This window comes from Streptomyces sp. NPDC002680 (genome assembly GCF_042889145.1).
In the GTDB taxonomy this organism is placed as follows: Bacteria; Actinomycetota; Actinomycetes; order Streptomycetales; family Streptomycetaceae; genus Streptomyces; species Streptomyces adonidis.
Genome location: NZ_JBIAQP010000007.1, coordinates 326,074 through 340,188, shown reverse-complemented (window position 1 = coordinate 340,188; position 14,115 = coordinate 326,074). Strand labels below are relative to the sequence as shown.

The 14,115-nt window shown below is 71.4% G+C and carries 12 protein-coding genes and 1 pseudogene; 6 read left to right on the top strand and 7 right to left on the bottom strand.

Annotated elements, in window-relative coordinates:
* Positions 1-18 precede the first annotated feature (18 nt).
* Positions 19-771: an SDR family NAD(P)-dependent oxidoreductase gene (locus tag ACFYXF_RS20610; protein WP_389351032.1), complete on the bottom strand. Its 753-nt coding sequence runs from the start codon at positions 769-771 to the stop codon at positions 19-21.
* Positions 772-1,098: 327 nt separating this feature from the next.
* Between ACFYXF_RS20610 and ACFYXF_RS20605 the strand changes: the two genes are divergently transcribed.
* Complete coding sequence (locus ACFYXF_RS20605) at positions 1,099-1,461, top strand: hypothetical protein (protein ID WP_389351031.1); 363 nt, start codon at positions 1,099-1,101, stop codon at positions 1,459-1,461.
* 43 nt (positions 1,462-1,504) lie between these two features.
* On the opposite strand, the gene ACFYXF_RS20600 is transcribed toward ACFYXF_RS20605, so the two are convergent.
* The 5 genes and pseudogenes from ACFYXF_RS20600 to ACFYXF_RS20580 all read right to left on the bottom strand — a co-directional run bounded on the left by ACFYXF_RS20600 (position 1,505) and on the right by ACFYXF_RS20580 (position 6,357).
* A complete protein-coding gene (locus tag ACFYXF_RS20600; RefSeq protein ID WP_389351231.1) occupies positions 1,505-2,200 on the bottom strand; it encodes a peptidoglycan-binding protein in 696 nt (231 codons plus the stop codon).
* Between the two features lie 873 nt (positions 2,201-3,073).
* A pseudogene (locus ACFYXF_RS20595) lies at positions 3,074-3,880 on the bottom strand (serine/threonine-protein kinase); the annotation flags it as partial.
* Between the two features lie 135 nt (positions 3,881-4,015).
* Entirely contained in the window at positions 4,016-4,207 is a 192-nt protein-coding gene (locus tag ACFYXF_RS20590) for a DUF397 domain-containing protein (protein ID WP_389351030.1), read from the bottom strand.
* A complete protein-coding gene (locus tag ACFYXF_RS20585) occupies positions 4,189-5,043 on the bottom strand; it encodes a helix-turn-helix domain-containing protein (RefSeq protein ID WP_389351029.1) in 855 nt (284 codons plus the stop codon). The genes ACFYXF_RS20590 and ACFYXF_RS20585 overlap by 19 nt, the downstream gene beginning before the upstream one ends.
* 144 nt (positions 5,044-5,187) lie before the next feature.
* Positions 5,188-6,357 carry a steroid 3-ketoacyl-CoA thiolase gene (locus tag ACFYXF_RS20580; RefSeq protein ID WP_389351028.1) on the bottom strand — a complete coding sequence of 390 codons (1,170 nt, stop codon included), beginning with the start codon at positions 6,355-6,357 and terminating at the stop codon, positions 5,188-5,190.
* A gap of 276 nt (positions 6,358-6,633) precedes the next feature.
* On the opposite strand from ACFYXF_RS20580, the gene ACFYXF_RS20575 reads away from it, so the two are divergent.
* The 3 genes from ACFYXF_RS20575 to ACFYXF_RS20565 all read left to right on the top strand — a co-directional run bounded on the left by ACFYXF_RS20575 (position 6,634) and on the right by ACFYXF_RS20565 (position 10,170).
* Positions 6,634-7,872 (top strand): cytochrome P450, encoded by a 1,239-nt coding sequence (locus tag ACFYXF_RS20575; protein WP_389351027.1) that lies wholly within the window; start codon positions 6,634-6,636, stop codon positions 7,870-7,872.
* 190 nt (positions 7,873-8,062) lie between these two features.
* Positions 8,063-8,917: a phytoene/squalene synthase family protein gene (locus ACFYXF_RS20570; RefSeq protein WP_389351026.1), complete on the top strand. Its 855-nt coding sequence runs from the start codon at positions 8,063-8,065 to the stop codon at positions 8,915-8,917.
* A gap of 116 nt (positions 8,918-9,033) precedes the next feature.
* Positions 9,034-10,170, top strand: a complete 1,137-nt coding sequence (locus ACFYXF_RS20565; RefSeq protein WP_389351025.1) for an AraC family transcriptional regulator — start codon at positions 9,034-9,036, stop codon at positions 10,168-10,170.
* Here the strand turns inward: ACFYXF_RS20565 and ACFYXF_RS20560 are convergent.
* Positions 10,082-12,133, bottom strand: a complete 2,052-nt coding sequence (locus ACFYXF_RS20560; protein WP_389351024.1) for a bifunctional glycosyltransferase 87/phosphatase PAP2 family protein — start codon at positions 12,131-12,133, stop codon at positions 10,082-10,084. The two genes, ACFYXF_RS20565 and ACFYXF_RS20560, sit on opposite strands and share 89 nt — an antisense overlap.
* A gap of 353 nt (positions 12,134-12,486) precedes the next feature.
* On the opposite strand from ACFYXF_RS20560, the gene ACFYXF_RS20555 reads away from it, so the two are divergent.
* Positions 12,487-13,368: a metallophosphoesterase family protein gene (locus ACFYXF_RS20555; RefSeq protein ID WP_389351023.1), complete on the top strand. Its 882-nt coding sequence runs from the start codon at positions 12,487-12,489 to the stop codon at positions 13,366-13,368.
* Positions 13,369-13,427: 59 nt separating this feature from the next.
* Positions 13,428-14,099, top strand: a complete 672-nt coding sequence (locus ACFYXF_RS20550; protein ID WP_389351022.1) for an O-methyltransferase — start codon at positions 13,428-13,430, stop codon at positions 14,097-14,099.
* Positions 14,100-14,115 lie beyond the last annotated feature (16 nt).

The window sequence follows — 14,115 nt, the reverse complement described above, 5'->3', positions numbered from 1 at the left end:
GCGCACGTGGCTCGGGCGTCACCAGCGGAGTCCGCCGTTGACCTCGAGGACATGGCCGTTGACGTAGCGCGAGTCGTCCCCGGCGAGGAACAGCGCGGCGTCGGCCACTTCGGCGCCCTCGCCGGCCCGGCCGGCCGCGATCTTGTCCCGGTAGTGGTTCCACACCCGCTCGTTGCGGGCGAGTTCCCGGCCCATGCCCTCGTCGATGAACCCGGGGCTGAGGCAGTTGACGGTGATACCGCTCGGCGCCAGTTCGACGGCCGTCACCCGCGTGAACGCCTCGATGCCGGCCTTGGACGCGGCGTACGCGGACGAGCCCGCTGCGACCCTGGTCGCCAGCGCCGAGGAGAGGGTGATCACCCGTCCCCCGCCGTCCCGTTCCAGATACGGGACCGCCGCCCGCACGGTCAGGAACGTGCCGGTCAGATTGGTCTCGACGACCTCGGTCCAGTGGGCCGGGTCCAGCCCGGCGGCCGGTCCGGGCCGGCTGGCACCGGCGTTGGCGACGACCACGTCCAGCCGTCCCTGTGTCTCGTACGCCCCGCGCATCAGCTCCCGCAGGGACTCCGCGTCGCGTACGTCGACCGGGAGGAATCCGAGCCCGCCGGACACGCTCGCGCCGAGCGGCGCCAGGTCCCTGTCCGGCGCGGCGCCGGGATTCCGGCCCGCGCACACGACCCGGCAGCCCTCCTTGGCGAACGCCTCCGCGACGACCCGCCCGAGTCCTCGGGTCCCGCCGGTGACGACGGCCACCTTTCCGGCAAGCCTCACAGTGCCTCCCCTCGCTCGCGGGCCCATGTGCCGGACCCGGAAGGCCGACGCTAGAAGGGGCCGGAGGTGAGCGGCTGAACACCCGTTGGGAGCCGACTGGGCGGGGGCTGGACGCACGGGCGTGCGCCGCCCCCTTGCCGCGGACCACCCCTTGCCGCTCCCTTGGCTGCCCCCGTGCTGCCACGAACGGGAGCCCAACGAACGACGAGAGGGCCCGGCCAGCCTTGGAGCCGGCCTTGACCGACGTTCGGCTGCATCGGAGGTAGCTCTGTGTGGAACGTCCACATCCCGGTTCCGGTTGTTCCGGCGGTACCGGTCCCGGCCCCCTTGCCCGCACTGCCGTGCCCGCCGAAACCGCTCGGCGTCCGGCAGCCGGGGCCGCTCACCGGGCAGCGCATAGCCGTCGTCGGCCCGGCGAGGCGGTCCGTGGCCGTCGCGACCAGGCTCGCCGCCCTCGGAGCCCTGACGAGCGTCCACGCCCCCGGGCACGTTCCGGGCGGCACCCGGTCCCGGCGGCTCGACGGCGTCGTCGTCCTGCTCCCGCCGTCCGGCACCCGCGGCAACGCCCCGGCCACGGCGGGCGCCGGGCGACCGGCCCCTCGCTGGACGCTGGTCCTCGACTCGGACACCTCACCCGACGAGATCGCCGACACGGTGGAACGCCTCGGCTCGGGCAGGCGAGCGAGTTGACGCGCACCAGGGAAGCAACACCGGCGCGGAGGGCGTTACTTCGTCACACCGTCGCCCGCAGCACCGGCCATGTCGCCCGCCTCACGATGCCGTCGGCGGCGAGTCCCTTGTCGCTCTGGAAGCTGCTCACGGCGGCCTCCAGCCCCTCCCCGAACACCCCGTCCACACCGGTGCCGCCGATGTCGTACCCGCGCTTCAGCAGGATGCACTGGACCTGCTTGACGCGCTTCCCCGTGGCTCCGAGGGCCGTGCGGGCCTTGCCCGCGTAGTACGTGCACTCGGTGACCCACGGCGCCGTCGCGGCGGGTTCGGTCGAGGAGTTGACCGGAGACGGAGCGGCGGTGGGAGTGGGAGTGGCACCGGTGCCGCTGTCCGTTCCGCCGCCGGTGGCAGGGTCGGTGGCCGTGGCCGTGTCCGTGGGGGCGCCGGGCTCCGTGGGAGCGCCCTCGCCGTCGTCGGCGGAGCCGGAGATCTGTGAGGGTACGGCCGACCCGCCGGCGGTCTCGGTGCCACTGCCGGACGTGGTCGGGACCGACTTCCCGTCCGGGCTCTCCCGCGTCGGCGAGGAGACCCCGGCTTCGACCGCGGTACCGGCGGAGGAGGTCGCGACGGTCCCCGGGGGCGCGGCGGTCGTACGGTCCTCAGGGCGGGCGAGTACGACGGCCAGCGCGGCGAGGGCGCACAGCGCGAGAGCAACCGCCCCTGCCTGTACGGGCCTTCCGCGAACCCACGCGACCACTCCCGTCGGCCGCCGCCGACCCGGGGACGTCTCGTCGGACGACACTCCGACCGGTTCCACCGGGCCAGCGGGAGCCGGAACGGGCAGCGCCGGATTGGGGCTCGGCCGGTGACCCGGCGACCGCAGCTCCGCCGCCCGTGCGACGGGGACGCGATACAGCACGTCGTACGCCCGCTGCCGCTCCAACACCCTGGCGTGGAGAGGCTCCGGCCAGATGGACCCCACCCCGGAGCCCCCGGCACGCCCACTCACTCCACCCGACACACCGTCCCGCCCACCCGGGCCCGCCGACACACCGTCCCACCCGCTAGGGCCTGCCGACCCACCAGCACGCCCGCCCGGGGCCGCCAACCCACCGTCCCGCCCGCCCGGGTCTGCCGGCCCACCAGCCCGCTCACTCGGCCCCGCCGACGCACCAGCACGCCCACCCGGGTCCACCGACCCACCGGCACCCCCGCTCGGGCCCGCCAATCCGCCGGGGCGCCCGCTCGGGTCCGCCAATCCGCCGGGGCGCCCGCTCGGGTCCGCCAACCCACCGGCCCGCTCATTCGGGCCCGGCGACGCACCAGCACGCCCGCTAGGGTCCACCCACCCACCGGCACGCCCGCTCGGGCCCGCCGACGCACCAGCACGCCCGCCGAGGTCTGCCAACCCACCAGCACGCCCGCTAGGGTCTGCCGGCCCACCAGCACGCTCATTCGGGCCCGGCGACGCACCAGCCAGCCCGCCCGCCCCCGCCAACCCACCGGCACCCCCGCTCAGGTCCACCGACCCACCAGCACCCCCGCCCAGGCCAGCCTCGCGATGTCCACGCCGGCCGTCCCCGTCGGCCTGCTCAGCCGTCGAAGGTCCAGGGGCCGCCCCCCGGGCAGACGCCGCCGCCTCGATCAGCGCCGCAGGGGTCGGGCGGCGCCCGGGTTCCTTGGCGAGGCAGGCCGCCAGGAGTGTGCCGAGTGCCGGGTCCGCTGCCGTGATTCCGCCGATCACCTCGGCGGCGGGCTCCTCGAAGGCGACCCGGTGCATCACGTCGACGCCGGTGCCGTCGCCGAACGGGGCCCGGCCTGCCGCCGCGTAGACCAGGGTCCCGGCGAGCGAGAACACGTCGGAGGCCGCGTCGCAGTGGCCGGTGCGCAGATATTCCGGGGACATGTAGGCGGGCGTGCCGACCCGGTTGCCGGTGCCGGTGATCGAACTCGCGTCGGCGGCCTTGGAGATGCCGAAGTCGATGACATGGGCGCCGCTGACGGACAGCAGCACGTTGGACGGCTTCAGGTCCCGGTGCACGATCCCCGTGGCCGAGAGGTCGGCGAGCGCCTGCCCCAGCTCCGCGACCAGCCGCCAGACGGCGCCCGGCTCCAGGGCACCGCCCTCCCGGACGGCGTCCGCCAGATCGAGGGCGGGGAGATACTCCGTGGCCATCCACAGCAGCTCGTCCTGGAACCCCGTACCGCACAGCCTCGGCGCACGCGGAGTACGGACCCGGCCGTGCACCAGGGCCTCGTGCTCGAATCGGCGCCGGAACATCGGGTCCTCGGCGTACTCGGGGCGGATCACCTTGACCGCGAAGAGGCCGGGGCCGTCGTCCAACGGGCGGGCGAGATAGACCCGTCCCATGCCACCGCTGCCGAGCAGCGCCAACGGGACGTAGGGGCCGACGCGTTCGGGGTCGGCGGGACGCAGCGGCGCGGCTCCGGTCTGCCGCAGTGCGGCAGCTTCGTCCGTCACGGAACCCCCGAAGTGATGTGCTGTGTACGCCAGTTCGCCCAGCCGGCAGAACGAGGCTAACCCAGCCCGTGCGTACGCACAGGGTTTCGATCAGGTCCGGACGGCGGCCACGAAGGACGCCCAGGCCGGGACGGGGAATATCAGGGCGGGAATGTCCGGCTTCTTGGAGTCACGGACCGGTACGACGGGCAGGTCGTCGGCGACTTCGAGACACTGGCCGCCCTCGGAGTTGCTGTAGCTGCTCCTGCGCCATCTCGCGGCCTTCAGGTCGATAGGACGCACGGCACTTCCTCCAGCAGCTGCCCGATGTACGTGCGCGACCCGGCGGGGGACAGCGCTCGGTCGCGCAGCGCATCGTATGCGTGCTGCAGCCGGTCGACCGGGGCGTGTTCCTGGACGAGTTCGCCCCAGTGGGCGGTCTCCACGTAGGCGACCGTACGGCCGTCCCGAAGCTTCAGGAACATCACATCGGTGCTGTCCAGACTGCACGGCCCCGCGCTGAACGGGAGCACCTGGATCGTGACGTACGGCAGCTCGGAGACCTCCAGCAGATGCTCCAACTGCTCACGCCACGCGCCCCGTTCACGCAGCGCCACACGCAGCACGGCCTCGTACAGGATGGTCCGGAAGTGCGGTCCCCCGCCCTCTCCGGTCAGCAGCTCGGCCCGGCCGAGCCGCGCCTCGACCTGCTGGACGAGTTCCGCGCCCCGGATGTCGCCCGCCGCGAGCACCTCGGTCGCGTAGCCACGGGTCTGGAGCACGCCCGGAATCCTGGTGACGCCGAAGTGCCACAGGCTCACCGCCTCGGACTCCAGCTGCATGTACTCGCGGTACTGCTCCTTGAACTCGGACTTGTCGCCGAGCGCCAGCTCCCACAGCGCCACCAGGAACCCGTCGGCGCCGAAGTACTGGTCCAGCGCCAGTACGACGTCCGCGCTGCCCAGCGTGTGGCCGTGCTCCATCTTCCCGAAGAGCGAGAAGTCCCAGCCCACCTTGTCGCCCAGCTGCCGCAGGCTGTCGCCGCTCTTCTCCCGCAGCGCCTTCAGCTCCTCGGCGAACCGCGCCCGTGGCTCCTGACTGCGACTGGTCACCGTACGTCGCTGTGGTCGCTGTGACATCGCGCCCTTCCCTGCGGCACCCATGGAGTCTCACGCACGGTAATCCAATGGATGCGCAGGGCACAGGAAAACGTCGGGACACCCCCCTCTGCGGGTGACCCCTACTTCTTAGGGTGACCTTCTCTCAGAATCTCAGAGCCGCTGTCAGAGCCGCTGGATGATCGTTCCCGTGGCGAGCGCCCCGCCCGCACACATGGTGATCAGGGCGAACTCCTTGTCCGCGCGCTCCAGTTCATGGAGCGCCGTGGCGATCAGCCGGGCGCCGGTCGCCCCGACCGGATGCCCCAGGGCGATGGCCCCGCCGTTCACGTTCACCTTGTCCAGGTCCTGTCCGAAGACCTGCGACCAGCTCAGTACGACGGAGGCGAACGCCTCGTTGATCTCGATCAGGTCGATGTCCTTGAGGGTCATGCCCGCCTTGCCGAGCACCGCGCGCGTGGCGTCGATGGGACCGTCCAGATGGAAGTGCGGGTCGGCACCCACCAGCGCCTGGGCCACGATCCGCGCCCTCGGCCGCAGCTTCAGCGCCCGCGCCATCCGCTTCGACGCCCACAGCAGCGCGGCCGAACCGTCGCTGATCTGGGAGGAGTTGCCGGCCGTGTGCACGGCGGTCGGCATGATCGGCTTGAGCCGGGCCAGCCCCTCGGCCGTGGTGTCCCGCAGCCCCTCGTCCCGGTCGACGAGCCGCCACATGCCCTGCCCGGCGCCCTGCTCCTCCTCCGTGGTGGGCACCTGGACGGCGAACGTCTCCCGCTTGAACCGCTCCTCCGCCCATGCGACGGCCGCCCGCTCCTGCGAGAGAAGACCCAGCCCGTCCACGTTCTCCCGGGTCAGCCCCCGCCGCCGGGCGATCCGCTCGGCCGCCTCGAACTGGTTGGGCAGATCCACGTTCCACTCCTCCGGGAACGGCTTCCCGGGCCCGTGCTTGGACGCCGATCCCAGCGGTACCCGCGACATCGACTCCACCCCGCAGCTGATGCCGACGTCGATGACGCCCGCCGCGATCATGTTGGCGACCATGTGCGAGGCCTGCTGGGAGGAGCCGCACTGGGCGTTGACCGTCGTCGCGGCCGTCTCGTACGGCAGGCCCATGGTCAGCCAGGCCGTGCGGGTGGGGTTGGCGGACTGTTCGCCGGCCTGGGTGACCGCGCCGCCGACGATCTGCTCGACGCAGTCGGCGGGGATGCCGGTGCGGCCCAGGATCTCGCGGTAGGTCTCGCCCAGCAGATAGGCGGGGTGCAGATTGGCGAGCGCGCCGCCGCGCCTGCCGATGGGGGTGCGTACGGCTTCGACGATCACGGGTTCCGCGGCCATGGTGGGGAGTTCCTCTCCTCAGGTCACCCGCGCGGCGCGGGCGTCCCGGCCACCCGCCACGCAGAACTAGTACGCGTTCTAGTTCTGCTTGCAGTCTGCTGACGGGCCGTCCGACACCGCAACCCCCTTGCAGCGCCCGATACCACAAGCGGTGCCCGGAATTGGGGTCGTCGCGCCCCTTGCCTCTTCTAGAACCCGTTACTACCTTCACGACACCACATTCCTGATGGACCGTCAGATGCCGTCAGATACCGTTCGGATGACGGGAGTTTTCCGATGGCGCACTGCCCCGCGTTGCCCGAAGGGTTCGACTTCACCGACCCCGATGTGCTCCAACACCGCGTGCCCCTCCCGGAGTTCGCCGAGCTGCGCGCCACCGAACCGGTCCACTGGGTGCCCCAGCACCCCGGTGTCGCGGGCTTCGCCGACGAGGGCTACTGGGCGGTGACCCGGCACGCGGACGTCAAGTACGTTTCCACGCACCCGGAGTTGTTCTCGTCCACCACCAACACGGCGATCATCCGCTTCAACGAGCACATCGAGCGGGACGCGATCGACGCCCAGCGGCTGATCCTGCTCAACATGGACCCGCCCGAGCACACCCGCGTCCGCCAGATAGTGCAGCGCGGCTTCACCCCGCGCGCGATCCGCGCGTTGGAGGACAACCTCCGCAACCGAGCGCTCGCCATCGCCGCGAACGCCGCCGCCCGTACCGGCCCCTTCGACTTCGTCACCGAGGTGGCCTGCGAACTGCCCCTCCAGGCCATCGCCGAGCTGATCGGCATCCCGCAGGAGGACCGGCTCAGGATCTTCGAGTGGTCCAACAAGATGATCTCGTACGACGATCCGGAGTACGCGATCACCGAGGAGGTCGGCCAGGAGTCGGCCATGGAACTCATCGCGTACGCCATGAACATGTCCGCCGATCGCAAGCAGTGCCCGGCGAAGGACATCGTGACCACGCTGGTGGCCGCCGAGAACGAGGGCAACCTCGCCTCGGACGAGTTCGGCTTCTTCGTCCTGATGCTGGCGGTGGCGGGCAACGAAACAACCCGCAACGCGATCACCCACGGCATGCACGCCTTCCTCACCCACCCCGACCAGTGGGACCTGTACAAGCGCGAACGCCCGTCCACCACCGCCGAGGAGATCGTCCGCTGGGCGAGCCCCATCGTCTCCTTCCAGCGAACGGCCACCCAGGACACGGAGTTGGGCGGCCAGAAGATCAAAGAAGGCGACCGGGTCGGCCTGTTCTACTCCTCCGCCAACCGCGACCCCGAGGTCTTCGACTCCCCGGACGTCTTCGACATCACCCGCGACCCCAATCCGCACCTCGGCTTCGGCGGCGGAGGCCCGCACTTCTGCCTCGGCAAGTCCCTGGCCGCCCTGGAGATCGACCTGATCTTCAACGCGCTCGCCGACGCGATGCCGGGCCTCACCCTGGTGGGAGACCCACGCCGCCTGCGCTCGGCCTGGATCAACGGAATCAAGGAACTCCAGGTGAGCGCCGGCTGACCCCCGCCCCACCAGACTCGGGCCGGCGGCCTCCCGGCGCCGCCGGCCCGTCCCCACGTGAGGCAGGGGCTGACCCCTACGCCCCGCCCCTGCCTCCGCCCAGCACCGCCCGTACACTTCATCTGAATTGCAACTACAACGGTGAGGCGTGCCGGTGCGATCCTGGCAACGTTGTCTGGACGCGGCGGGAGTGACCAGCGGCTCCGACCGCGCCGCCTACCTGAAGGCCAAGCAGTTCATGCTGAGCCGGGAACCCGCCGGCCACCTGGCGGTACGGCTGCTGATACCGCCCCGCCTCCAGCCCCACATCCTCGCCGGATACGCGTTCGCGTCGTTCACCGACGACCTGTGCGACAAGGGCACGGTGCCGGAGCGCACGCACCGCTACGAGGGCTGGGCCGAGCAGGTCCGCACGGCCCTGGACACGGGCAGGGCCAGCCACCCTCTCCTCCGGGCCTTCCTCCACACCGCCGAGAAACGCGAACTCCCCCGCTCCTGGGTGGACTCGTACCTCGTCGGCGCCCAAATCGACCTGGACTTCTCCGGGTTCACGACCGAGGACGACTACCAGGCGTACATCGAGACGCTCACCTGGCCGTTCCTGATGATCACCTCGGGCCTGTCGATGCCGGGCGGCGGCAGCCAGGCGTACGCGGACAGCTGCCGCCTCCTGGCAGACGCCTGCCAGCGCACCGACTTCCTCACAGACCTGGCCGAGGACCTGCGCGACGGCCGCCTCTACCTCCCGACGGACGACCTGGAAAAACACGGCGTCATACGGTCCGACCTGGAGCAGGGCCGAGACCTCCCAGGCGTCCGCTCCCTGCTCTCGGCCACAGCGTCAACGGCCCACGCGACACTCCGCGAGGCGACCAGGATCATCGCCGAACTCCCGGAGGAACAACGCCCGTTGACCCGCTTCGTAATCCTCCTGCACGACCACCGTCTACGCCGGGCGAAGGCGATGGGGGCGGCGGTAACCCGCCGCCCGGTAAGAGACGACCCGCTGACATGCCTGCGCCTATTGACCCGGGCTCACATGTAAGGGGCGCGGGGAACTGCGCGACCAGCCCCCACCGGGCCCGCACCCAACGAACAACTACGCTCTCGGACAGACCAGTTCAAGCCAGCAAGGGCAAACCGGGACCGAGGTGACGCACGATGATCGGGACGGTGTTCCGCAGCGAGGACGTACCGGCGGAGCACCGCTTCGACTACTGGCGGGAGCTGGTCGGCCAGACCCACGCCCCCAGCGACATGAGCAGCGACTACACCACCGACTTCTGGGCAGAGCAACGCCTCCTGGAACTGGGCCCGGTGACAGTGTGGCCGGCCTCGTTCCGGCCGACCCGGTTCCACCGTGACGCACGGATGGTGCGACGGTCCGACCCCGAGCTGTACCACCTCTCACTGGTGCTCGGCGGCGGCCTGGGAGTCGACCACGCCGGAAGGACCGACACCCACGGCCCCCAGGACCTGTACGTGATCGACACCTCGCGGCCGTACGACGTCCGACCCCCGGCGGACCAGGACCGGCGGCTGGTCACCGGGGTGGGCGTCGAGTTCCCCAAGGTGCTGCTGCCCACCTCACCGGACCGGGTCCAGGAACTCCTGGGCAGACGGCTGTCGGGGCGGGAGGGCGTGGGCGCCGTACTGACCGGCTTCCTCACCGGTCTGAACCAGCAGGCCGACTCCCTCCAGCCCTCCGACGCCCCACGCCTGGGCACCGCCCTGCTCGACCTCCTGCTGGCCTGGTTCGCCCATGTGCTCGACACCGAGGCGGACCTGACCCCGGAGACCCGCGACAGAACCCTGACCGCACGCATACGGGCGTTCATCCGGCAGAACCTCCACGACCCGGAACTCACCCCGCCCGTGATCGCCGCCGCCCATCACATCTCCCTCAGCTACCTGCACCGCCTCTTCCAGGACCAGACGCAGGGCGAGACCGTCGCCGCCTGGATCCGCGCCCGGCGACTGGAGGGCGCCCGCCGCGACCTGGCGGACCCCGCCCTGCGCGCCGTGCCCGTGCACACCATCGCCGCCCGCTGGGGCCTGCCCCGCCCCGCCCACTTCAGCCGGGCCTTCCGCACCGCCTATGGACTGCCGCCCACCGAGTACCGGCTCCAGGCGACGACTCCGACCGCACCACCCGGCACCGTGAACCAAGGTCCCGCCGCCGAGGACACCCCCGTACGCCCGATGCCCTTCAGTTCCGGCTGGTCGCCGCCGACGTCAGCCGCGGCTCGTCGTCCTTCTCCGCCGCCGCCACGACCGTACGGGCGCGCGGCCCCATGAACACGTACGACAGCCCGAACCCGGCGAGCACCACCGCCGCGCCGCCCACCGCGTCCAGCACCCAGTGGTTGCCGGTGGCGACGATCGCGGAGACGGTGAAGAACGGATGCAGCAGGCCCAGCGCCTTCATCCACCACTTGGGCGCGACGATCGCGATGACGAGCCCGCACCACAGCGACCACCCGAAGTGCAGCGAGGGCATCGCGGCGTACTGGTTGGTCAGCGCGGTGAGCGTGCCGTAGTCCGGCTTGGAGAAGTCCTGCACGCCGTGCACCGTGTCGATGATGCCGAGGCCCGGCATCAGACGCGGCGGCGCCAGCGGGTAGAGCCAGAAGCCGACCAGGGCGAGCAGCGTGGCGAAGCCGAGGGACGCGCGGGCCCACCGGTAGTCGACGGGCCGGCGCCAGTACAGGATGCCGAGCACGCTCAGCGGCACCACGAAGTGGAACGACGTGTAGTAGAAGTCGAAGAAGTTCCGCAGCCAGTCGACCTTCACGACCGCGTGGTTGACCCAGTGCTCGATGTCGATGTGCAGGAACTTCTCGATGTCGTGGATCTGGTGGCCGTGGGCCTCGGCGGTGGACCGCCCGCCGGTGGTGGTCCCGCCGGTCGCGGCGAGCCGGACCTTCTGGTAGGCGGCGTACGTGACCCGGATCAGCAGCAGTTCGAGGAGCAGGTTCGGGCGGGTGAGCACGCGGCGCATGAACGGCAGCAGCGGGACGTTCTTGAAGCGGGCCGGGACCGGCGCCGCGTAGTCCGTCGGGATCGGTGAGCGGTAGTACTCCGAGGTCCGGGACAGGAACGGTACGACGGTCGCGGCGGCGATCGCGGCCAGCAGCACGATGTTGTCGCGGACCGGATACAGCGCGCCCATGTTCGGGATGACCATCTTGGCGGGCAGCGTCATCACGATGACGACGGCGACCGGCCACATGTAGCGGTCGGAGGCCCGCTTGCCGACCCGCCCGACGACCGCGAGCAGCACCCACAGCAGCTGGTGCTGCCAGGTGGTCGGCGATACCGCGATGGCGGCGCAGCCGGTGATCGCGACCGCCAGCAGCAGCTGCCCGTCCTGGGCGTACCGCACCGCCCGCCGCAGACCGAGGACGGCGACTCCGGCACCCAGCACCAGGAACAGCGTGATTTCGAGCGGGCCCTCGACGCCCAGCCGCAGCAGCGCGCCGTGCAGGGACTGGTTGGCGAGGTCGTCGGCGGCCCCGCCGAGGCCCACCCCGCCCATGTGATGGACCCAGTACGTGTACGAGTCGTCCGCCATCGTGACCCACGCGAGCGCGGTGCAGGCGGCGAAGGTGATCCCGGCGGAGGCGGCGGCCCGGCGGCGGCCGGTGAACCACAGCAGCGGCGCGAACAGCAGGACGGTCGGCTGGAGGGCCGCCGCGAGGCCGATCAGGGCGCCGGCGGCGCGTTCCTCACGGGCGACGAAGCAGCCGAGCAGGACCAGCAGGACGGGGATGATGCTGGTCTGGCCGAGGTGGAGGGCGTTGCGCACGGGCAGCGACAGCATCAGCAGGCTGATCGCGATGGGCGCGGCGAGGAGCGAGGAGCGGCGGGTCACCGGCTTCGGCAGGGCACGGGCGGCGACCGCGCCGAGCGCGACGACCAGGAGCAGTGAGCCGAAGGTCCAGCCCCAGCCGAGGGCCTGCTCGGCGGCCCGGGTGAGCGGCTTGAGGACGAGTCCGCCGAAGGGCGTGCCGGTGAACTGCGTCGAGTCGTAGAGCGAGCCGTTCACATGCAGGACGCCGTCGGGCCCGACCCACGTCTCCAGATCCGTCAGCCGGTCCGCCTTCGGGGTACTGAGGACGGCGGCCACCTGTCGTACCGCGAGGACGGCGACGAAGAGCCAGAGCGCCACGCGGGCCGCCTTCAGCCGTGCCTGCGCCGTCCCGGCGGCGCCCACTCCGAAGGCACCTCCCGCTCCACCACCGTGCTCTGCGTTTGCCACGCGCCGTAGGCCTCCCGCCCATTCGTCCCGTACGCCCCATGGGCACCTTGCGTCCCACGCGTCTCATCCTGTACGAATCCCAAGAGAATCGCACCGCCTCCGATGTGAGACGCGGGCAACCCCCTCTTTACCTGAGAGACCCCTGGCTTTTGTCCGGACGACGATAGTCGGCCCGGGGCCGGGTTCCCTCCCCCGGTCACACCCCAGATCACACAGAGACGGAAAACCGTCCGGTTTCAGGCCGGATCGGACAGCGTCCGCCCGAAGACGACCATGGCCGTCCGACCGCTCCCCGCCCGGCCCCGCCGGAAATTCCCGGTTCCCCGCACGCGCGCGGGAGTAGCGTCGCCGGGATGCGGATCCTGCATCTCTCCGACACGCACATCAACCACGTCGGCGCGCCCAACCGGCACGGCGTCGACACCACCGAGTCGCTGGACCGGATGCTGACCGACGCCCGGCATCTCACGGGTCTCGGGGCCGTCGTCGTCAGCGGGGATCTCGCGGACAGCGGGGCTCCCGAGGAGTACGCGGTCGTACGGGACCTCGTGGGCGCCTTCGCCCGCGAGCGGGGCATCCCGGTGTTCTGCACCACCGGCAACCACGACGAGCGCACCGCCTTCGCGAAGGCGCTGGGCAGCGGCCACCTGGATGCGGCGGGACGGGAGCGGGCCGACGTTCGGTTCGCCTCCCCCGAAGGCGAGTTGGCGGCGGCCAGCACGGTCGACGGCCATCGGATCGTCACGCTCGACTCACTCGTACCGGGCAAGGTGTACGGATATCTCGGCGCCGCCCAACTGGCCTGGCTGCGCGAGCTGTTGCGCACCCCGGCACCGCACGGCACGACGGTCGTGCTGCACCATCCGCCGGTCGCCCTCGACGACGCGCTCCAGAAGGCGCTGGGCCTGGGCAATCCGGCGGACCTGGCCGACGCCGTGCGCGGCAGCGACGTACGGCTGATCCTGGCCGGGCACTTCCACGTCCAGCTCATGGGGTTCCTGGAGTCGGTGCCGGTGTGGGTGACACCGGGGGTGTACAACCGGATCGACCTGACCGGCCCGCCGAACACCGGACGGGCGGTGCGCGGGGCCTCGGCCACGCTCGTCGACCTGGGCTCGCCGGGCGCCCCGCTGCTGCACACACTGCACGCCCGCGACCCGCGCGCGGGCGAGACGATCAGCGAACTCGACGAGGCGCAGATCACCGACGTGATCGCCCGTGAGGGCTACAAATGACCCGGCACATACTTCGTACGTACTTCGCACCTCGGTCCCGAACGGAAGGTACGGCTCTCATGAGCGAGTCCCAGCGCTGGGATGACGTCGACGACTACTTCACCGCCCTCCTGGCCCCGGCCGACGACGCCTTGGAGGCGGCACTGCGCGACAGCGACGCGGAGGGGCTGCCGCACATCAACGTCGCGCCGAACCAGGGCAAGCTGCTCCAGCTGCTCGCCCAGATCCAGGGGGCCCGCAACATCCTGGAGATCGGCACGCTCGGCGGCTACAGCACCATCTGGCTGGGCCGCGCGCTCCCGGCCGACGGCCGGCTGGTCACCCTGGAGTACGACGGGAAGCACGCCGAGGTCGCCCGCCGCAACCTCGCCCGGGCCGGCCTCGACTCCATCGCCGAGGTCCGGACGGGCCCCGCCCTGGAGTCGCTGCCCAAGCTGGCCGACGAGAACCCGGAGCCCTTCGACCTGGTCTTCATCGACGCCGACAAGGTCAACAACCCGCACTACGTGGAGTGGGCGCTCCGGCTCACCACCGCGGGCAGCCTGATCATCGTGGACAACGTGGTGCGCGGAGGCGCGGTGACCGACCCGGACTCCACCGACCCGAGCGTGCGCGGCACCCGCGCCGCCCTCCAACTCATCGCCGAGCACCCGAGGTTGAGCGGCACGGCGATCCAGACGGTGGGCAGCAAGGGGTACGACGGCTTCGCGCTGGCGCGGGTCGTGGCCTAGCCGGGAGCCCCGCCCG

Excerpts from the sequence above, each read along its gene's own strand:
- ACFYXF_RS20585 (WP_389351029.1), bottom strand. The coding sequence starts at position 5,043 with ATGTCACAGCGACCACAGCGACGTACGGTGACCAGTCGCAGTCAGGAG.
- ACFYXF_RS20580 (WP_389351028.1), bottom strand. The coding sequence starts at position 6,357 with ATGGCCGCGGAACCCGTGATCGTCGAAGCCGTACGCACCCCCATCGGC.
- ACFYXF_RS20575 (WP_389351027.1), top strand. The coding sequence starts at position 6,634 with ATGGCGCACTGCCCCGCGTTGCCCGAAGGGTTCGACTTCACCGACCCC.
- ACFYXF_RS20565 (WP_389351025.1), top strand. The coding sequence starts at position 9,034 with ATGATCGGGACGGTGTTCCGCAGCGAGGACGTACCGGCGGAGCACCGC.
- ACFYXF_RS20555 (WP_389351023.1), top strand. The coding sequence starts at position 12,487 with ATGCGGATCCTGCATCTCTCCGACACGCACATCAACCACGTCGGCGCG.
- ACFYXF_RS20550 (WP_389351022.1), top strand. The coding sequence starts at position 13,428 with ATGAGCGAGTCCCAGCGCTGGGATGACGTCGACGACTACTTCACCGCC.